The sequence below is a fragment of the Variovorax sp. YR216 genome, from assembly GCF_900107745.1.
Taxonomy (GTDB): Bacteria; Pseudomonadota; Gammaproteobacteria; order Burkholderiales; family Burkholderiaceae_C; genus Variovorax.
In genome coordinates, this window is record NZ_FNRO01000003.1 from 124,460 (window position 1) to 142,646 (window position 18,187).

Below are 18,187 nucleotides of genomic sequence, written 5' to 3' on the forward strand. Positions count from 1 at the left end.
AACATCCAGAACATCAGGAGACCATTCGATGGATCGCAGAACTCTGCTCACCACGCTGGCCGCGACGGCAGCCGCAGGCGCAGCGCCGTGGGCCCGGGCCCAGGACTATCCCACCCAGCTCATCAAGTGGGTGGTGCCGTACCCGGCGGGTGGCGGCACCGACGTGATCGCACGCACTCTGTCCGAGGCCATGCGCCAGACGCTGGGCCAGCAGATCGTCATCGACAACCGTCCCGGCGCATCGACCAACATCGGCGCCGATATCGTCGCCAAGTCCAAGCCGGACGGCTACACCATCCTGTCGGCCGACAACGCGGTGCTGGCCTTCAATGAGCATCTGTTCAACAAGCTGCCGTTCAATCCCGAAAAGGACTTCACCTACATCGGCGCGATCGGCAAGTTTCCGCTGGCCCTGGTGGTGCACCCGGATTTCCCGGCGCAGGACTTCAAGGCCTTCCTCGCCTACGTGAAGGCCAATCCCGGCAAGGTCAACTACGCATCGCCCGGCAACGGTTCGCCGCACCACCTGGCGATGGAGCTGTTCAAGAACCGCACCGGCACCTTCATCACGCACATCCCCTACCGCGGCGCCGCGCCGGCGATGGCCGACGTGATGGGCGGCCAGGTGCCGTGCATGTTCCTCGACCTCGCCTCGGGCCTGTCGATCATGCAGGGCAAGAAGGTGCGCGTGCTGGCGATCGGCTCGGGCGCGCGCTCGAATCTGCTGCCCGGCGTTCCTACGCTTGCCGAAGTGGGCGTGCCCAATTCGGAGGTGTTCGCCTTCCAGGGCATCCTCGGTCCGGCCGGCATGCCGCCTGCGGTCGTCAACCGTCTCAACGCCGATCTGAACAAGGCTTTCACCACGCCCGCGGTGCAGAAGCGATTCGCCGATTTCGGCATGGAAGCGATGCCTGGCTCTCCGCAGCAGTTCTTCGCGCTTTCGCGCGCGGAGTCGCAGCGCTGGGGACCGATCATCAAGGCGGCGAACATCAAGCTGGACTGACTGACTAACCCCCAGCCTCGCCCACTTCGTGTGGCTCTGACACCCCCTTCCAGGGGGCAATCCCAGCGGCCCGGCAGAGCCGGTTCCGCGGGATTCCCGCACTGTGTTGCGCCGGTCTCAAAGGCGCGGGGCCTGGAGGGTGGGCCGGATCACTGGCTCGTGAATGCCTTTCGCGAGCCGTCCTCGAACACCTGGTCGTCGCGCTCGAGCTTGCCGTTGGCGTCCCATGCGCGCTCGCGGGCGATTCGGCCGTTTTCGTCATAGATCGACTCGGCGATCAGCATGCCCTTTTCGTCGAAGCGCTGGTGCGTGCCGATCGGCGTCTGGCGGAAGCGGTCGGTGGCGACGTAGCGGCCCACCGCTGCGCGCTGGCCGTTGTCGTAGTACTCGGTGATCTCGATCAGCCGGCTGCCGCCGTCCACGCCGTAGACGGCCTTGCTGCGCGGCTGCCCGTTCAGGTAGAAGCTCTCGTCGGTGACCGGATCGCCGGCGCTGTTCCAGCGCTGTTCGCGCACCAGCGTGCCGCGCTCGGAGAACTCCTGGTCGCGCTGGCGGATCGCGCCGCGTTCGGTGAGCAGCGACACCACTTCGCGGCGCTTGACGCCTTCGGACGAGAAGCGCCGTTCGGTGCGCTGGTTGCCCACGAGTTCGTCCTGCGCCGCGGGCTTGCCGTTGTCGTAGAAGTCCTCGCTGCGAACGCGCTTGCCCGAGAGATAGGACACGCGCGATCGCAGAGTGCCCTTGTTGTCGAACAGCTCGACACGCGATGGGCCGCCGGCAAAGCCGCAGAGCTTTGCGTCATCTGCGACGGGCGAAAGCACCGGCTTGTCGCCGCAGCGCAGTGCCGACAACTGTCCGCGCTCGCTGAACTCGGCGAAGGCACGCTCGCCGGCCGAATCCGCGAAGTAGGTCGCGCGGCGCAACTGGCCCGAGGGATAGAAGCTGCGAACGAGGCCGGTCTCATGGCCGTCGTCGTAGTTGGCCTCGCGCAGCACCCGGCCGTTGGGCGCGAATTCGCGCGCCGGGCCGTGCATGTTGCCGGCCGCGTTCACGTTGTATTCCTTCGAGAGCTTGCCCTTGTCGTAATAGCGCACGACGCCCTGGAAGGTGCCGCTCTGGATCTGCTGCTCGCGCATCAGCTCGCGGCTGTCGCGATCCCTGCAGCGCATCAGGCCGGACTTGCCGGCGGTCGTCGCGCCATTGGCGGGGTTCACGGCGACGCCGTTGATCTCGCAGTCCTGCACCGCGTGTGCCGCGCCGTGCGCGAGCAGCAACGCGGCCGCGATCGGACTCGCGACACGCACGGAGAGCGCCGTGCGGCGGGTCATGTGTCGTAGACGGTGTCCAGCGACCGGAAGCCCTTGGCTTCGATCGGGTTGCCGAAGGGGTCGCAGAAGAACATCGTCCACTGCTCGCCCGGCTGGCCCTCGAAGCGGACCTGCGGACGGAGCACGAAATCGGTCCCGGCGGCCTCGAGGCGATCGGCCAGGGCGCGCCATGCGGGCAACTCGAGCACGATGCCGAAGTGCGGCATCGGGACCATCACGTCGCCGACGCGCCCGGTGCGCGCGGTGGCGAAGGGCTCGCCCAGATGCAGCGAGATCTGGTGGCCGAAGAAATCGAAATCGACCCAGGTGTCGGTGCTGCGGCCCTCGGCGCAGCCGAGCACGCCGCCGTAGAAGCGCCGGGCTTCGTCGAGGTCGCGCACGTTGAAGGCAAGGTGAAAGATGGACATGTGACTTTCTGTGTCTGGTGGGGCATTTTCCACAAGCAGGGGGTCTGTGGCGAGTCCAATCCATAATGCCTGCCCATGTATCCCCTGCGCCGTGCCCGCCGCCTCGTCAGCTTCGTGCTGGTGTGGTTCGCGTTGTCGCTCGGCGTGGCGATTGCGTCGCCGGTGGTGCATCCGCAAGCCATCGAGCTTCTGTGTTCCGGCTCCGGTGCGGTGAAAGTGGTCGTGCATACCGACGATGGCATCCAGGAAATGGGCGCCACCCATCTCGATTGCGCGATGTGCCTGGTGGCCGGTGCGCCGCCGCCTTCACCGGTCCTTCTGCTCCCATCGGCCCAGCCGCTCTCGCATGCGGTGCAGTCGATACCGGCTGCGCGTCTTGCCGCAGCCACTGCCGCGCCCCTGCCTGCGCGCGGCCCTCCCAGCCTGCTCTGACATTCATCGGCCTTGCCTCGCGCGGCGCTTCCACGGGCGCGCGCGACGGCTTTCCCGCAATTGATCGGCGTTCCTCTGCGAACGCCGAGGAGCAGTTTCCAGATGAACAAGAAGACCGTGCTGTCGCTTGCCGTGGGCGCAGCATTTCCCTGGCTGGCCGGTCCCGCGTTCGCGCAGGCCGCGTCCGGCGGCACCGCGGACGACGCGCCTGAGCGGGTGAAATCGCTCGGCGTGGTGACCGTGACCGGCGGCCAGCCGACCTCGCTGCCGACGCAGATCCCGACCACCATCGAAGGCGTCACCCGCGAGGAGATCGAGACGCGCATCAATGCCACCGACAGCGAGGATGCGCTCAAGTACCTGCCGAGCCTGCTGGTGCGCAAGCGCTACATCGGCGACTACAACCACGCCATCCTTTCGACCCGCGCGTCCGGCACCGGCAACAGCGCGCGTTCGGCGGTGTATGCCGACGGCATCCTGCTGTCGAACTACCTCGGCAACGGCATCGCCAACGGCACCAACTACGCGCCGCGCTGGTCGATGGTCGCGCCGGAGGAAATCGAGCGGGTCGATGTGATGTACGGCCCGTTCTCCGCGGCCTATCCGGGCAATTCGGCCGGCGCGGTGGTCGATTACTTGACCCGCATGCCGACGCAGCTCGAAGCGCACGTGAAGGCCGGCTTCTCGTCGCAGCCTTTCGACCTCTACAACACCCACCAGACCTTCAACAGCTGGCAGACCAGCGCGTCGATCGGCAGCCGGAGCGGCGACTGGTCGTGGTGGATCGACCTCAACCGCACCGACAGCCAGGGACAGCCGCTGACCTTCACCACCGCGACGGTGGCCTCGGGCACGCCGGGTCGCGCCGGCGTGCCGGTCACCGGCTGGGTGCCGGGGCTGAACACCACCAACACGCCCTGGTACATCCTCGGCACCGGCACGCAGTACCACACGGTGCAGGACCACGCGAAGCTGAAGCTGGCGTACGACTTCTCTCCGACCGTGCGCGCGACCTACACGCTCGGCTGGTGGCAGAACACCTCGGAGGGGCGGCCGGACACCTACCTGAGCAACGCCGCCGGCCAGCCGGTCTACAGCGGGCCGATCAACATCGGCGGGCGCAGCTTCAATCTCGCGCCGACGGCCTTTCCGCTCACCAACGACAGCCAGACGCACTCCATGCACGGCCTTTCGGTCAAGAGCAACACCCAGGGCGAGTGGGACTGGGAAATTGCCGGCAGCCTGTACGACTACGCGACCGATCAGCAGCGCGCGCCGACGATCGCGCTGCCGCTCGCGGCGATCGGCGGCGCAGGCACCTTGCAGGACCAGGGCGGCACCGGCTGGAACACGCTCGCCGCCAAGGCGACCTGGCGGCCGCAGGGCGTGGGCGGCGCGCACATCGTCGATTTCGGCGTCGGCCGCGATGCCTACAAGCTGCAGATCCTGAAGAACAACGTGCTCGGAAGCTGGCTCGATGGCCCGCCGTACTCGCCGGTGAGCAAGGTCGGTGGCCGCGCCGAGACGCTCAGCGCCTGGGCGCAGGACACCTGGTCCTTCGCGTCGAAGTGGAAAGCGGTGCTCGGGCTGCGGTACGAGGACTGGAAGACCACGGACGGCTTCACCTCGAACGCCAGCAGCTTCCTGTCGTACCCAGAGCGCAGCGAGTCGGACGTGTCGCCCAAGGCCGCGCTGGCCTACCAGTGGACGTCCGACACGGTGCTCAAGGGCTCGGTCGGCCGCGCGGTGCGCTACCCGACGGTCGGTGAGCTGTACGGCGCCACGTCGGGCGGCGCGCTCTCCTTCATCAACGATCCGAACCTCAAGCCGGAGAAGTCGTGGACCAGTGAGCTCTCGGCCGAGAAGGACCTGGGCAATGGGCTGGCGCGCGCCACCTTGTTTCACGAGACGACGGACGATGCGCTCTACAGCCAGCTCATCCCCAACACCTCGATCTCGCGCGTGCAGAACGTCGACAAGGTGCGCACCACCGGCGTGGAACTGGCCTATGCCGGACAGGACGTCCTCGTGCGCGGCTTGGACCTCGGCGCGAGCCTCACCTATGCTGACTCCAAGATCGTGGCCAACGCGGCCTTTCCCGCTAGCGTGGGGAAGTGGCAGCCGCGCGTGCCACAGTGGCGCTCGACGGTGTACGGCACCTACAAGCCCGACGCGCAATGGGCCTTCACCGTGGCCGCGCGCTACAGCGGAAAGCAGTATTCGAACCTCGACAACAGCGACGTGAACGGCTTTGCCTACTTCGGCGCGAGCAAGTACTTCACCGTCGATTTGCGCGTTCGCTACCAGATCGACCGGCGCTGGGCAGCGGCGTTCGGCATCGACAACGCCAACAACTACCAGTACTGGAATTTCCATCCGTATCCCCAGCGCACCTACACCGCAGAACTTCGCTACGACCTCTGATTCAACACTTCACGAAAGTCTCCGATGAACACTTCCATGAACGCATCGTTTTCCCTCCGCCGACTCGCCGCCTGCATCGTGCTCGCCGGCACCGGCAGCGCCTTCGCGCATGTGACCCTGCCGCCCGGCGGCGCCACCGCCGGCAGCGAGTACGAAGCAGCCTTCCGCGTCGGCCATGCCTGCCAGGGCGCGAAGAGCACCACCGGCATCACCGTGCGGCTGCCCAAGGGCTTCGCCTTCACCGACGCGCAGGCGCGCAAGGGCTGGAAGCTCGAAGCGCCGCCGGCCGGCGACAACGGTGGCGAAGTGCGCTGGAAGGCGGAGAACGCCCAGGCCGCGCTGCCCACCGGCGAGCGCGCGGAATTCGTGCTGCGCGGCAAGCTGCCCGCCACGCCGGGCGAGCTGTGGTTCAAGGTGCTGCAGGACTGCGACGTCGGCAGTTCGGACTGGGCGCAGGTTCCCGCCGGCGGGACTTCCACTGCCGGCCTCGACAGCCCGGCCGCACGACTCGATGTGCTGGCCGCCGGCGTCGCGCCGGTCGATGTGCGCGATGCATGGATCCGTGCATCGGTGCCGGGCCAGAGCGGCACGGGCGCTTTCATGAAGCTCAGCGCGCCGTCCGGTGCGCGCCTTGTCGGCGCTTCCACCCCGGCGGCGGGCGTCGCCGAAGTCCATGAGATGAAGATGGAAGGCGACACCATGCGCATGCGCGGTCTTCCGGTCCTGGAGTTGCCGGCGCGGCAGACGGTCGAACTCAAGCCGGGCGGCTATCACCTGATGCTGATGGACCTGAAGCAGCCGCTCGCCAATGGAACGAGCGTGCCGCTGACGCTCCTCTTCGAAGACGCGAAGGGACAGAAGAGCTCGCTCGAGCTCAAGGTGCCGGTGCAGACGGCCTCCGGAACCGCTGGGGCGGGCGAGCACAAGCATTGACGGACAGGGCGGCGCAGGCGGCCCAAAACGCTGCCTCCTTGGAGTAAGCTGCCCGCACAACAACTCTCGTCCGGAGGCCCTTCATGAGCGACACCAGCAAGCCTTTCGCCTTCAGCCAGTTCGTTCCCGGTTTCGATTTCCTCAAGAACCTGGCCAGCGGAAGCGCGGCGGCGGGCGCGACGCCCGGCATGCCGAGTCTTGCCAGTTGGGTCGCGCCGACGCTCAGCGTCGAAGAGGTCGACAAGCGCATCCAGGAACTGAAGACCGTGCAGTTCTGGCTCGAGCAGAACGGGCATGCCCTCAAGGCCACCATCCAGGCGCTCGAAGTGCAGAAGATGACGCTCTCGACCCTGCGCGGCATGAACGTCCAGATGGAGGATCTCGCGAGCGTCTTCACGCGGCAGGCGACGGCTGTGCCTGAGCCGGCACCCGCACCCAAGCCGGAGCCGGAGCCGAAAAAGGCCGAACCCGCCAATGAAGCGGAAGAGGATGACCCCCCCGCGGCGGCAAAGACCGCCCGACGCGCACGCGGCAACGGCAGCGCCGCGGCCGAGGAAGCGGGTGTGGTCGACCCGCTGCAATGGTGGGGCGCGTTGACGCAGCAATTCCAGCAGATCGCCAGCGCGGCCTTGCAGGAAGCCTCGCAGTTGAAGATGCCGGCGATGGCGCAGCCAGCCTCCGGCGCGGCGACGCGAAAGGCGCCGTCTGCCAAGTCCGCGAAGCAGCCCGCTCCTGCGGCAAGCAGCAAGGCATCAGCCGGCGGCCAGCGTGCCGCCGCTGCCGGCAAGACGCCGGCTCCGGCGCGCAAGCGGGCGCGCTGAAGCCGGCACCGCATCCCCTCCCGCAGAGAAAGCCGAGCCCATGAAGCTGTTTCCTTCCGGTCACGCCACCCATCCGCAATGGCGCATGGCGGCGGGGCTGGTGCTCGCGCAACTGCGGGCGCAGATGGCTTTGCCCGACTATGCGCATTCGCCGACGCTCGGGTTGCTCTACATCACCGACCACTATTCGGCCGATGCGCAGGAGATCCTCGATCACCTGGGCGCCGAGCTGCCCGAGGTCACCGACTGGTCGGGCACCGTGGGAGTGGGTGTCTCGGCCAACAACGCCGAGTACTTTGACGAGCCCGCGCTCAGCGTGATGCTGTGCGAACTGCCAAGTGACCAGTACCGCGTGTTCTCGGGCGTCGCGCCACTCGCGAACACCGAGATGAGCGGCTTCTCGGCGCACACCGCACTCGTCCACGCCGACCCGCACACGCCCGAACTCGCCGAGCTGATCGCCGAGATGGCGGAGCGCACCGATACCGGCTATCTCTTCGGCGGTCTCTCGTCGGGCCGCGCCGGATCGCTGCAGTTCGCTGTCGGTGGCAACGGCAACATTCCCGGCCACGGCGCACATGGCGGGGTGTTCTCGGGCGGCCTGTCGGGCGTGGTGTTCGGCGAAGGCGTGCGATTGGTGTCGCGCGTCACGCAGGGCTGCCAGCCGGTGTCGGACGAACGCGAGATCACCGAGGCCGACGGCAACCTGCTGCTCAAGCTCGACGGCCAGCCGGCGCTCGACGTGCTGCTGGACGATCTGCATGTGTCGCTCGACGCGCCCGAGGAGGCGATCGCTGCGGTGCGCGCGACGCTGGTGGGGCTCTCGGAAGCCGGCACCGATGGCGTTCGCCGCACGCGCGACCTGGGTTCCGACGTGTTGGTGCGGCACATCATCGGTCTGGATCCGACGCGGCGCGGGGTGGCGATCGCCGATGTCGTCGAGCCCGGCATGCGCATGACCTTCTGCCGTCGCAACGCGCACGCCGCGCGTTCCGATCTCATGCGTGTCTGTGCCGAGATCCGGGAGGAACTGGAGCCCGAGGAGCAGACGCTCGCCACCGCGCGCGCACTCGCCGGCGATGAAACCGGCGCAGCGCCGCATCCGGCACGCCGTGTTGCAGGCGCGGTGTACGTGAGCTGCTCAGGCCGTGGCGGCCCGCATTTCGGCGCGCCGAACGCCGAGTTGCAGATCGTGCGCCACGCGCTCGGCGACGTGCCGCTCGTCGGCTTCTTCGCCGCCGGCGAGATCGCGCGACATCACCTGTACGGCTACACCGGCGTGCTGACGGTCTTTACTGCCGACGACTGAGCGGCGCGCGGGCCGGTGAACGCGAAATCCACCTCGGGCGCGAGCCCGCTCACGATGCGCGCAATCGATTTTCCGGAGCCGCAGGCGTGCGTCCAGCCGAGCGTGCCGTGGCCGGTGTTGAGGAACAGGTTCGGCAGCTTCGTCCTGCCAATCAGCGGCACGTTGCTCGGGGTCGCGGGGCGCAGGCCGGTCCAGAACTGCGCCTTCGATGCATCGCCTGCACCGGGGAAGAGCTGCTCCACCCGGCGCACGATCGCTTCGCAGCGCACGCGGTTGAGGTCGCGGTCGTAGCCGTTCAGCTCCGCCGTGCCGGCAATGCGCAGGCGGTCGCCGGTGGGCGATGTGTAGCGTGAGAAGACGAGCTTGAACTCATCGTCGGTCAGCGAGACCTGGTGAGCCTTCGATGGGTCGATCACCGGCATCGTGACCGAGTAGCCCTTGGCCGGATAGATCGGCAGGCGGATGCCCAGCGGCGCCGCATAGAGCGGGCTGAGCGAGCCCATCGCGAGCACGTAGGCGTCGCCGCGAATGCGCTGGAAGCGGCCTTCGCTGTCGGTGGCTTCGACGTGATCGATGGTGCCGCCGGCTTCGCGCAGCGCGGTCACCGTGTGGCTCATGAGGAAGCGAACACCTGCCGCTTCGGCGAGCTTGACGAGTTCGCGCGCGAAACGGTTGGCGTCGCCCGATTCGTCTTCTGCGGTGTAGGTGGCGCCGGCGAGCTGCGGGCGGATGTGGGCCAGCGCGGGTTCGAGGGCGACGGCCTCGTCGGCCGAAATCACGCGCCGCTCGCAACCGAGCGCGCGCATCTGTTCGGCCGGCTCGAGTGCCCCATCGAACTCCTTCTGGTTCGTATAGAAGTGCAGGATGCCCTGGGTGCGTTGTTCGTAGCCGATGCCGGTGTCGCGTCGCAGCTGCTGGAGCGTGTCGCGGCTGTAGGTGCCCAGGCGCACGATCTGCTCGATGTTGTGGCGGGTGCGCGCCGGCGAGCATTCGCGCAGGAACTGCAGTCCCCAGAGCCATTGCCGCATGTCGGCGCGCAGGCGGAACAGCAGCGGCGCGTCTTCCTTGCCGAGCCATTGCAGCAACTTGAGAGGGGCGCTGGGGTTGGCCCAGGGCTCGGCGTGGCTCACCGAGATCTGTCCGCCGTTGGCGAAGCTGGTTTCGGCGGCCGGGGTGGCCTGCCGGTCGATCACGGTCACTTCGTGGCCGAGTTGCTGGAGGTAGTAGGCCGAGGTCACGCCGAGCAGGCCGGCGCCAAGAACGATCACGCGCATTTCAGAACCCTTTGAGGTTGCAGCGCTTGGACGAGCGGAGTTGGTGCTTCAGAAAAAGAAAAGCAACCGGGACCACGCGTCCAAGTTGCCGCTCCCCCTGTCCTCGGTACCTGAGAGATTCACCCGTTGCACCCGCAACAGGGCTTGCTCCTTCGGTGCATCACATGGCGTGATGGCTCTCCAGACGGCTCTGACAGTTGATTGCAGTACAGGCCCGTTACGAGCCGACCTGAGCGTTTATGGGAGTTTGCGCCTTCGGTGGAGCCGCTTTCGCGGCCCGCTCTCCTGCAAGTGGAGCGATTGTAGGGACTTCGCGTCGAGCCGGCTACAGGCCTACAGGCCCCGGAAGGCGAAATCGAGTTCGGGGCGCAAGCCGCTCACGATGCGCGCGATGGACTTGCCCGCGCCGAGCGCGCTGGTCCAGCCCGGTGTGCCGGGTGCGGTGTTGAGGAAGAGGTTGGGCAGGTGTGTCTTGCCGATCATCGGCAGGCGGTTGCTGCTGACCGCGTGCATCGCGGTTTCGAGCGACGCCCGGCTGGTGTCGACCACGCCAGGGAACAAGGTCTCGACGCGACGAAGGATGGCATCGAAGCGGTCCGAATCGGGTTCGTCCTCCTCGTCGTCGCTGACTCGGACGGTGGAGGTGACGCGCAGGTGGTGCCCACCGGCGTTCTCCAGCCGCCGGATGCGCAGCTTGCCCTGGCGGTCGTGCAGCGAAAGCCGAGGCGCGATCGAGAGATCCTTGATCGGCAGCGTGACCACATACTCGCGCACGAAGCGCAGCGGCATGTCGATGCCGAGGTGCTCGGCATGCAGCACGCTCGACGCGCCGAGCGCCAGCACATAGGACTGCGCACGCACGATCACCGGTTGCCCCTGTGCATCCAGCAGCTCGACGTGGTCGATGCGGCCGTTGCGTTCCTTCAGCCTGACCACGGTGTGCTTCATCATGAAGCGCACGCCCGCCGCGCGGCACAGGAAGACGATGCCGGCGGCGAACTGCGAAGGATCGCGCGCCGGATCGTCGGGCGAGTAGGTCGCGCCAACGAGGCGGCCGCCCATGAGTTGCAGCGAAGGCTCCATGCCGATCGCCTCGTCCGCCGACAGCAGGCGGTCCTCGCAACCGAGTTCCGACCAATGCGGCGCCCGTTCGATGCGCCCTCGAAACGCCGGGGCATCGGTGTAGAAAGTCATCTGCCCGGTCGTGCGCGGGCGCTGCGGCATGCCGGACTCGTCACGCAGCGCGAGAGCGCTCTGGCGGCTGTAGACGGCCAGTCGGACCATGTGGTCGAGCGGGTTGCTCTTGGGGGGCACCACTGCGTGATCGAGCAGCTTTCCGAAGCGACGGCGCACCAGGGCCCACAGCCGCGACCCGCGGCCTTGCGCGGGCTTCGTCGGCAACGGCGCGCCGGCATGGGGTGACGCGGTGCCTTCGGGGGAAGGGATCCGGCCCCGGGCCTTCGCCGCCGGCGTTGCATGGCGATCGATCACGATCACTTCGTGACCGAGTTGCTGAAGGTAATAGGCCGTCGTAACGCCGTGCAGGCCGGCGCCGAGTACAACCACGCGCATGTCCGAATCCTTTTGGGAGGGCATGAACGGCCGGGGCGAGCACTCACTGTGTAGAGCGTCGGGACCGGGGGTTCAGATCGCCGCTCCCTCTGTCTCTTGTACCTGAGAGATTCATCGGCTGCGGCATGCAGCGGACTTGCTCCTTCGGTGCGCCGCGTCGGTGCGGCGTCTCTCCAGTCGGCTAGGGTCAATGTGGGGCAGTCAACGAACCGCGCTGCGGTTCACCTGAGCGTTCATGGGAGGTTGCGCCAACGGTGGGACGGGTGCCGTCCGCTTTTCTGCGGGGCAAATTTTATCGAGGAAACCGGTTTCTGTCTTTTTCATGTGTAAGTCAATTCCTGCGCAGGCGAGTGAAAAGTTCGAACTCCCAGTTGCGCATGCCGAGCAGCAGGGTGTAGCCCTCGCGCTCCTTCGGCGACAGTTTCTGGTCGGTCTGATGCTGCTGTGCGAAGTCCTGGGCCACGCGCTGGAGCCGGTCCAGAAAGGCCGGGGCCAGCGATTTGCTGATGGACCCGTGCACCAGCAACAGCCCTTCCGATGGGCCGTCGAAGCCGCCGCGGTAGTAGTCGAGCACGACGTTTTCGCGGAAGAAATCCATCACCGGTCCGTGTGGCCGCCACCGGAAGGTCTTCGCGAGCTTCAGGCGATACCGGTTCAGCGGGCGCAGCTCGATGATGCCGATGCGATCGAGCTGCGCGAGGTATCCGATGCACTCCGCCTCCGTCATGCGGTAGGCCGCGACGATCTGCTCCAAGGTCCATTGGCTCAGGACGCAGATCGCGACCAGCAACAGCTTCTTGTCTTTGACCACCGCCTGTTCCTGCTCCAGCGTGAGCTCCTTGAGCAGCGGCTGCGAATCCGCCACGCGGCGCGCGAGTTCGGCGAAGTCGATCTTCAGGGCGCGGCAGATGGCGTCGACCCGGGTGAGCGGCATGTCGCCCTTGGCGAGCATCCGCTTGACGCTGGATTCGGCCATGTCGAGCGACTTGGCGAGATCCGCGTAGGTCATGCGGGCGTTCTTGAGTTCGTTCTTGAGGGCGACGACCAGGTCGACGGTGGTACTCATGGGGAGGGGAGGGTATTGCCCGGCGATACCGGTGGTGGTGGATAAGTGCTCCGTATCGATTCTCGATGCCGTGGAGGGGGTTGGCAACCTAGATTGCGCCCATCGAGTTATCCGTTGGAGTCCGCCATGTCGCTCTCGTCCCTTTCGAATCGCGAACGTTGCCTCCTGTCGCTGTTCGCGTTGCTTCTGCTGGCCGCAGTGGTCGGGCCGGCGATTCCCGCTTCCGGCCATGCCGGCGCGCCGTTCGCCGACGAGCAGGCATGGGGCTCCCTGCCGAACGCCATGGACGTGCTGAGCAACCTGCCTTTCGCCGCCATCGGCATCTGGGGCCTGCGCTGGCTGCGCTGGCTCGATCGCGCGCACGAGGAAGCACTGGATGCCGCGCCGGTGCAGCAGGCCGGATCGAACCTGCCGGTGAACGCCCTCGATTGCGCCTGGATGTTCTTCGCGGGCCTGATCCTGACCGCGCTCGGCTCGGCCTTCTATCACCTGCAGCCCGACAGCGTGCGACTGGCCGCGGATCGCGCCGGCATGGCCGTGGCGTTCGCGGGCCTGATCGGATTCGCGACCTGCGAACGAGTGAGCGCTCGCGCAGGATGGCCCGCCGCATGGTTCACGCTGATCGGTGGCTTGCTGGCCGCGGCGGTGTGCCACGAGACCGGCAACGCGCTGCCCTGGTCGCTGGTGCAATTCGGCGGCATGGCCCTCGTCGCGCTGCTCTCATTCGCGCGGCCGACGATCGGGGCGGTCGGACTCCGGCTGGGCTGGGTGATCTTCTTCTACGCACTGGCGAAGCTTTTCGAGCTCGCGGACCACGCGATCTTCGAGGCAACCCATCACCTGATTTCGGGCCACAGCCTCAAGCACCTGACAGCAGCGCTCGCGGCACTGCCGGTCCTGCATGCACTGCAGGCCATTGGCCGGCAGACGCTGCGGCACAATCCGGGCGCCGTCACTGTGACGGCTTGAGGAAGCCGCCAACCAGGCATTGCGAATGACAACGACCGCTAACGCATCATCCTCCGCCGCGCACGACGCGCAGGCCCACGCCAACCAGTTCGCGCTGCTGGGGCAGCGGCGCTTCGCGCCGTTCTTCTGGACGCAGTTCGCAGGCGCGGCGAACGACAACCTCTTCAAGTTCGCCTTCACCGTGATGGTGACCTACCAGCTCCAGTTGAGCTGGATGCCGCCGGCGATGGCGGGGCTGGTGATCGGCGCGCTCTTCATCCTGCCCTACCTGCTGTTCTCGGCAACCGCCGGACAGCTCACGGACAAGCTCGACAAGACGAAGATGATCCGCTTCGTCAAGAACATCGAGATCGTGATCATGCTGATCGCCGCCTGGGGCTTCGTGCGTGCCGATGCCGTGGTGCTGCTGGCGTGCGTGTTCCTGATGGGGCTGCATTCCACGCTGTTTGGGCCCGTCAAGTTCGCCTACCTGCCGCAGGTGCTGGATTCGCGCGAGCTCACCGGGGGCAATGGCATGGTCGAGATGGGCACTTTCGTTGCCATCCTGCTCGGCCAAGTCGCGGGCGGCCTGCTGGTCGCAGTGCCGCAGATCGGGCACACCTCGGTGGCGGCGGCCTGCGTACTGCTGGCGCTGGTCGGGCGCGCGGTGGCGCAGGCGATTCCGGCCGCGCCGGCGACCGATCCGGGGCTGCGGATCAACTGGAATCCGGTCAGCGAAACCTGGCGCAATCTCAAGCTCGCGCATGGCAACGTCGTGGTGTTTCGCTCGCTGCTCGGCATCTCGTGGATGTGGTTTTTCGGCGCGACCTTCCTGAGCCAGTTCCCGAGCTTCGCCAAGGAGGTCCTGCACGGTGACGAACAGGTGGCATCGCTGCTGCTGGTGGTCTTCTCGGTCGGTATCGGCATCGGCTCGCTGCTCTGCGAAACGCTGAGCCGCCGCCAGGTCGAGATCGGGCTGGTGCCGCTCGGTGCGATCGGCATGAGCGTGTTCGCGATCGACCTCTACTTCGCGTCGCGCGCGCTGCCGGCGCTCGGCGATCTGGGGCTCGGTGCATTCCTGCGCCAGTCCGCGCACTGGCGCGTGCTGGCCGACCTCGGCCTGCTGTCCCTCTTTGCGGGGCTCTACAGCGTGCCGATGTACGCGCTCATCCAGATGCGCAGCCAGCCGACGCACCGCGCGCGCATCATCGCGGCCAACAACATCCTCAACGCGCTCTTCATGATCGGCAGCGCGATCATCGCCGGGGCGCTGCTGAAGACCGGCTTCACGATCCCGCAGATCTTCCTGATCATCGGCATCGCGAACGCGGTCGTCGCGTTCTACATCTTCATGCTGGTGCCCGAATACCTGCTGCGCTTCGTTGCATGGGTGCTCTCGCGGGTCGTCTACCGCTTCGGCGTGAAGGGCAGCGAGCACATCCCTTCGGAAGGCGCCGCGGTGCTGGTCTGCAACCATGTGAGCTTCATCGATGCGGTGCTGCTGATGGCGGCAAGCCCGCGCCCGATCCGCTTCATCATGGATCACCGCATCTTCGCGGTGCCGGTGCTCGGATGGCTGTTCCGGCTCGCAAAGGCCATCCCGATCGCGCCGCAGAAGGAAGATCCTGCCGCCTACGAAGAGGCCTTCAGGCAGGCCGTGCAGGTGCTGCGAGAGGGCGACCTGCTGGCGATCTTCCCGGAAGGTGCGATCACGCGCGACGGGCTGCTGCAGCCCTTCAAGGGCGGCGTGATGAAGATCCTCGAAGCGGCGCGCGCAGAAGGCATCGAGCCGCCGGTGGTGCCCATGGCCCTGACGAATCTGTGGGGCTCCTTCTTCAGCCGCATCGAAGTGCGCGAGGGGCAAAACGTTGCCATGGTGCGGCCTTTCCGGCGCGGCTACTTCAGCCGCGTGGGACTCAATGTCGGCGATGCGGTGCCCTATTCCGACGTGCGGCCCGATGTCCTGCAGCAGCGCGTGAGCGGACTCATGGGGGCATGAGTCTCGCCTGATGCTTGCGTTGCATCCCCCAACACTCTGGCCCGCCGTCACCTGGTTCGGTGACAGTGGTTTTCTGCTGCCCGCGTCCCTGTGGATCGCCGCGTGGCTCGGACTGCCCCGGGGGACGCGCGCGTCCGCATGGCGCTGGGTGCTGCTGTTCGGTCTCGGATGCAGCGTGATCCTGGTGTCCAAGCTCGCCTTCCTGGGCTGGGGTATCGGCATCGCCGCGATCGACTTCACCGGGTTCAGCGGGCACACGGCCCTGTCGGCCAGCATCTGGCCTGTCGCCGGATGGCTGATGGCCTCGCGGCAGGACCATCGCGCCCGCGTCGCGGCTGCCGTGGCCGGGCTGGTGTTCGCGGCCGTCATCGGCGTCTCGCGCATTGCGCTGGACGCGCATTCCCATTCGGAGGTCGCAGCCGGCTTCCTGCTCGGCGCGGCAGTGAGCGGGCTGTTCCTGTGGTGGCAGCATCGTTCGCCGCATCCGCGGCTGAGCTGGCTGCTCGTGGCACTGAGTCTCGCGACGCCGGCGCTTCTCCAGCGGCCGGGGACGGCGGCGCCGACGCAGAGTGCCCTGGAGGTCATTGCGATGCGCCTTGCGGGGACGGACCGGGTCTACACCCGCGCCGACCTCCTGGCCCGCCGGAACGGTTCGGCAATCGGTATCGATTAGAGATACCCAAGGCGTTGGAGGGCGCCACTGGTTCGTTAATTTGTGTCTTGCTGCACAGGAGCGAACCATCATCCGCGCACCTTCACTTCGCCGCGAGGCCGACATGCAAAGCTGCTCTTCGAACGTCTCCGTCCAACGCGATACCCGTGCCTGGCAGCTTCAGGTCTGGATCTCGTTCGGGCTGGCGGTCTTCCTGTGCGCCACCGGCCTCGGCTGGCTGCCGGGCCAGGCGCTCGACCGCGCGTTCATGGTGATGGGGTACGTGTTCTGCCTCTCGGCCGCGTTCGTCCTGGCCAAGTTCGTGCGCGACAACCAGCACGGCAGTGCCCCCTCCGCCGGCGACACGCCGATGTGGAAGCTGGTCGTCTGGGGTGGCTTCTTCACCGCCATGGGGCTGACCGGCTGGGGCCTGCTGCGGATGGAGATCAGCGAAACCTACAAGGCCTTCCTGGCCGTGAGCTGGCTGTTCCTCATCAGCTCGGCCTTCACGCTCGCCAAGACACTGCGTGATCGGCACGAGGCCGACATCGCCCTGGCCCGCCTGCAAGGTCGCCGCGAGGTGCGCGCCGAAATGCGCGAGGCCGAGTGAAGCATCCATCCCCAAACACGTCGAAAGGAGAGCTCATCATGAGACAGTACCTCTGCACCTTTCTCCTGGCCGTCTGCGCGGCGACGGTCAACATCTCGATGCCGCTGCCTGCCCATGCGCAGAGCGAGGCGTCGGTGGCGCTGTCGATGCTGCCGGTCGCATCGGTGGTCGGCGCGGCATCGGTCACGGGGGCCGCGGTGAGCACAGTCGCGGCGGTGCCGGTGGCGCTGTCGATCGGAGGCGCCACCCTGACCGTGGTGGCGGTCGAAGCCTCCGTCGATGGCACCGTTTACGTGCTCGAACGTGTCTCGGATGGCGCCAGGGCGAGCGTGAAGGTGCTCGACCGTGCAGCACGGAGCGCGTCGGTCGCGATCGGAAGCGCGGTGACCGTCACGGTGATTGCAAGCGGCGTGGTCATCTCGGCCGCCGGCGAAGTGCTGGCCTTCGTGCCGAACGCGCTCGGCCGCGCGTTGCTCTACAACGAGAAGCTGTCATGACCCGGATACCCACGAACTTCGGTCCCTACGAGCGCGAATACCAGACCCGCGTCTCGCGCACGCGTCGCCTGCTGAAGGGCGCGGCGCAAGCGATCCTGACGGCGGCCGCGGTCATCCTGGCCGGCGTCTTCCTGTTTCCGCTCAACGCGCATGCCGGCCGGTCGTGCGAGGAGGGCAAGCCCACCGCGGCCACGATCGTGAAGGGCATGCAGCTCGCGGAGCGCACCTCGCAGCAGCTCGACGCGAGCGGCGCCAAGGTGGTGCTGCTGGCGCGCGCCGGACAGGACCTGAGCAGGTACGGCCTGCGCTACTCGCATCTGGGGCTCGCCTACAAGACGGCCGACGGCAACTGGCGCGTGGTGCACAAGCTCAACCAGTGCGGCACGGCGGTGGCCACCGTCTACCGGCAGGGCCTCGGCGAGTTCTTCCTCGACGATCTCTACCGCTACGAAGCCGCATGGATCGTCCCGACGCCGGTGGTGCAGGCGCAACTGCTGGCGGCGCTCAACGAGCCGCCGGCGCGCATCACGCGGCTGCACGCCGCGCCCTACAGCATCGTGAGCTACGCCTGGGGGCACAAGTACCAGCAGTCGAACCAATGGGTCATCGAGACCCTGGCCGGCGCCATGGAGCCCGGCACCATCGTCAACCGCGACCAGGCCCAGGCGTGGTTGCACTTCAAGGGCTACGAGCCCACGACGTTGCGCCTCGGACCGCTGACCCGACTTGGCGGTCGCGTGGGTTCGGCCAACGTCGCCTTCGACGATCATCCCAACGAAAAGCGCTTTTCCGATCGCATCGAGACGGTGACGGTGGATTCGGTATTCGCGTGGATGCCGAGGGCGGGTCTCGGGGCGGCGCCGGTCGTGCTCAAGCTCTAGACCAGAATCCGCAACATTCCAAAAGAAGGAT

At 67.1% G+C, this 18,187-nt stretch carries 17 protein-coding genes and 3 riboswitches; of the genes, 12 read left to right on the forward strand and 5 right to left on the reverse strand.

Annotated elements, in window-relative coordinates; translation table 11 throughout:
* Positions 1-28: 28 nt before the first annotated feature.
* Positions 29-1,003 (forward strand): Bug family tripartite tricarboxylate transporter substrate binding protein, encoded by a 975-nt coding sequence (locus BLW05_RS10420; RefSeq protein WP_093162362.1) that lies wholly within the window; start codon positions 29-31, stop codon positions 1,001-1,003.
* Between the two features lie 149 nt (positions 1,004-1,152).
* On the opposite strand, the gene BLW05_RS10425 is transcribed toward BLW05_RS10420, so the two are convergent.
* A complete protein-coding gene (locus BLW05_RS10425) occupies positions 1,153-2,331 on the reverse strand; it encodes a toxin-antitoxin system YwqK family antitoxin (protein WP_093162364.1) in 1,179 nt (392 codons plus the stop codon).
* Positions 2,328-2,738 (reverse strand): VOC family protein, encoded by a 411-nt coding sequence (locus tag BLW05_RS10430; RefSeq protein WP_093162365.1) that lies wholly within the window; start codon positions 2,736-2,738, stop codon positions 2,328-2,330. The genes BLW05_RS10425 and BLW05_RS10430 overlap by 4 nt, the downstream gene beginning before the upstream one ends.
* Before the next feature lie 75 nt (positions 2,739-2,813).
* Here BLW05_RS10430 and BLW05_RS10435 point away from each other — a divergent pair, with 75 nt between their 5' ends.
* From BLW05_RS10435 to BLW05_RS10455, 5 genes are all read left to right on the forward strand, one after another.
* Positions 2,814-3,170 carry a DUF2946 family protein gene (locus BLW05_RS10435; RefSeq protein WP_093162367.1) on the forward strand — a complete coding sequence of 119 codons (357 nt, stop codon included), beginning with the start codon at positions 2,814-2,816 and terminating at the stop codon, positions 3,168-3,170.
* Positions 3,171-3,272: 102 nt separating this feature from the next.
* On the forward strand, positions 3,273-5,594 hold the full coding sequence (locus tag BLW05_RS10440) for a TonB-dependent receptor (RefSeq protein ID WP_093162368.1): 2,322 nt from the start codon (positions 3,273-3,275) through the stop codon (positions 5,592-5,594).
* 24 nt (positions 5,595-5,618) lie between these two features.
* Positions 5,619-6,527 carry a copper chaperone PCu(A)C domain-containing protein gene (locus BLW05_RS36780; protein WP_371126935.1) on the forward strand — a complete coding sequence of 303 codons (909 nt, stop codon included), beginning with the start codon at positions 5,619-5,621 and terminating at the stop codon, positions 6,525-6,527.
* A gap of 83 nt (positions 6,528-6,610) precedes the next feature.
* A complete protein-coding gene (locus tag BLW05_RS10450; protein ID WP_093162370.1) occupies positions 6,611-7,348 on the forward strand; it encodes a PhaM family polyhydroxyalkanoate granule multifunctional regulatory protein in 738 nt (245 codons plus the stop codon).
* Positions 7,349-7,388: 40 nt separating this feature from the next.
* The gene (locus BLW05_RS10455) at positions 7,389-8,657 is read left to right on the forward strand and encodes an FIST signal transduction protein (protein ID WP_093162371.1); all 1,269 of its coding nucleotides are present in this window, start codon (positions 7,389-7,391) and stop codon (positions 8,655-8,657) included.
* On the opposite strand, the gene BLW05_RS10460 is transcribed toward BLW05_RS10455, so the two are convergent.
* The 3 genes from BLW05_RS10460 to BLW05_RS10470 all read right to left on the reverse strand — a co-directional run bounded on the left by BLW05_RS10460 (position 8,618) and on the right by BLW05_RS10470 (position 12,569).
* Positions 8,618-9,931: a D-amino acid dehydrogenase gene (locus tag BLW05_RS10460; RefSeq protein WP_093162373.1), complete on the reverse strand. Its 1,314-nt coding sequence runs from the start codon at positions 9,929-9,931 to the stop codon at positions 8,618-8,620. The genes BLW05_RS10455 and BLW05_RS10460 overlap by 40 nt on opposite strands.
* Before the next feature lie 87 nt (positions 9,932-10,018).
* Positions 10,019-10,125, reverse strand: a riboswitch (glycine riboswitch).
* A riboswitch (glycine riboswitch) is annotated at positions 10,126-10,229 on the reverse strand. It abuts the riboswitch before it with no gap.
* A gap of 35 nt (positions 10,230-10,264) precedes the next feature.
* Positions 10,265-11,503, reverse strand: a complete 1,239-nt coding sequence (locus BLW05_RS10465) for an FAD-dependent oxidoreductase (protein ID WP_177142621.1) — start codon at positions 11,501-11,503, stop codon at positions 10,265-10,267.
* A 79-nt stretch (positions 11,504-11,582) separates the two neighbouring features.
* Positions 11,583-11,690, reverse strand: a riboswitch (glycine riboswitch).
* Between the two features lie 144 nt (positions 11,691-11,834).
* Positions 11,835-12,569, reverse strand: coding sequence for a helix-turn-helix domain-containing protein (locus BLW05_RS10470; RefSeq protein ID WP_093162376.1), 735 nt, complete (start codon positions 12,567-12,569; stop codon positions 11,835-11,837).
* A gap of 126 nt (positions 12,570-12,695) precedes the next feature.
* On the opposite strand from BLW05_RS10470, the gene BLW05_RS10475 reads away from it, so the two are divergent.
* The 6 genes from BLW05_RS10475 (at position 12,696) to BLW05_RS10500 (ending at position 18,156) form a co-directional block, all read left to right on the forward strand.
* Entirely contained in the window at positions 12,696-13,538 is an 843-nt protein-coding gene (locus BLW05_RS10475) for a hypothetical protein (RefSeq protein ID WP_093162377.1), read from the forward strand.
* 25 nt (positions 13,539-13,563) lie between these two features.
* A complete protein-coding gene (locus BLW05_RS10480) occupies positions 13,564-15,516 on the forward strand; it encodes an MFS transporter (protein WP_093162379.1) in 1,953 nt (650 codons plus the stop codon).
* Between the two features lie 10 nt (positions 15,517-15,526).
* Positions 15,527-16,189: a phosphatase PAP2 family protein gene (locus BLW05_RS10485; protein WP_093162381.1), complete on the forward strand. Its 663-nt coding sequence runs from the start codon at positions 15,527-15,529 to the stop codon at positions 16,187-16,189.
* Between the two features lie 103 nt (positions 16,190-16,292).
* The gene (locus BLW05_RS10490; RefSeq protein ID WP_093162382.1) at positions 16,293-16,778 is read left to right on the forward strand and encodes a YiaA/YiaB family inner membrane protein; all 486 of its coding nucleotides are present in this window, start codon (positions 16,293-16,295) and stop codon (positions 16,776-16,778) included.
* A 38-nt stretch (positions 16,779-16,816) separates the two neighbouring features.
* Positions 16,817-17,275 carry a hypothetical protein gene (locus BLW05_RS10495; protein ID WP_093162384.1) on the forward strand — a complete coding sequence of 153 codons (459 nt, stop codon included), beginning with the start codon at positions 16,817-16,819 and terminating at the stop codon, positions 17,273-17,275.
* Positions 17,272-18,156 (forward strand): DUF2145 domain-containing protein, encoded by an 885-nt coding sequence (locus tag BLW05_RS10500; protein WP_093162385.1) that lies wholly within the window; start codon positions 17,272-17,274, stop codon positions 18,154-18,156. Before BLW05_RS10495 ends, BLW05_RS10500 begins: the two co-directional genes overlap by 4 nt.
* The last annotated feature ends 31 nt before the right edge of the window (positions 18,157-18,187 follow it).

Excerpts from the sequence above, each read along its gene's own strand:
- BLW05_RS10420 (WP_093162362.1), top strand. The coding sequence starts at position 29 with ATGGATCGCAGAACTCTGCTCACCACGCTGGCCGCGACGGCAGCCGCA.
- BLW05_RS10425 (WP_093162364.1), bottom strand. The coding sequence starts at position 2,331 with ATGACCCGCCGCACGGCGCTCTCCGTGCGTGTCGCGAGTCCGATCGCG.
- BLW05_RS10430 (WP_093162365.1), bottom strand. The coding sequence starts at position 2,738 with ATGTCCATCTTTCACCTTGCCTTCAACGTGCGCGACCTCGACGAAGCC.
- BLW05_RS10435 (WP_093162367.1), top strand. The coding sequence starts at position 2,814 with ATGTATCCCCTGCGCCGTGCCCGCCGCCTCGTCAGCTTCGTGCTGGTG.
- BLW05_RS10440 (WP_093162368.1), top strand. The coding sequence starts at position 3,273 with ATGAACAAGAAGACCGTGCTGTCGCTTGCCGTGGGCGCAGCATTTCCC.
- BLW05_RS36780 (WP_371126935.1), top strand. The coding sequence starts at position 5,619 with ATGAACACTTCCATGAACGCATCGTTTTCCCTCCGCCGACTCGCCGCC.
- BLW05_RS10450 (WP_093162370.1), top strand. The coding sequence starts at position 6,611 with ATGAGCGACACCAGCAAGCCTTTCGCCTTCAGCCAGTTCGTTCCCGGT.
- BLW05_RS10455 (WP_093162371.1), top strand. The coding sequence starts at position 7,389 with ATGAAGCTGTTTCCTTCCGGTCACGCCACCCATCCGCAATGGCGCATG.
- BLW05_RS10460 (WP_093162373.1), bottom strand. The coding sequence starts at position 9,931 with ATGCGCGTGATCGTTCTTGGCGCCGGCCTGCTCGGCGTGACCTCGGCC.
- BLW05_RS10465 (WP_177142621.1), bottom strand. The coding sequence starts at position 11,503 with ATGCGCGTGGTTGTACTCGGCGCCGGCCTGCACGGCGTTACGACGGCC.
- BLW05_RS10470 (WP_093162376.1), bottom strand. The coding sequence starts at position 12,569 with ATGAGTACCACCGTCGACCTGGTCGTCGCCCTCAAGAACGAACTCAAG.
- BLW05_RS10475 (WP_093162377.1), top strand. The coding sequence starts at position 12,696 with ATGTCGCTCTCGTCCCTTTCGAATCGCGAACGTTGCCTCCTGTCGCTG.
- BLW05_RS10480 (WP_093162379.1), top strand. The coding sequence starts at position 13,564 with ATGACAACGACCGCTAACGCATCATCCTCCGCCGCGCACGACGCGCAG.
- BLW05_RS10485 (WP_093162381.1), top strand. The coding sequence starts at position 15,527 with ATGCTTGCGTTGCATCCCCCAACACTCTGGCCCGCCGTCACCTGGTTC.
- BLW05_RS10490 (WP_093162382.1), top strand. The coding sequence starts at position 16,293 with ATGCAAAGCTGCTCTTCGAACGTCTCCGTCCAACGCGATACCCGTGCC.
- BLW05_RS10495 (WP_093162384.1), top strand. The coding sequence starts at position 16,817 with ATGAGACAGTACCTCTGCACCTTTCTCCTGGCCGTCTGCGCGGCGACG.
- BLW05_RS10500 (WP_093162385.1), top strand. The coding sequence starts at position 17,272 with ATGACCCGGATACCCACGAACTTCGGTCCCTACGAGCGCGAATACCAG.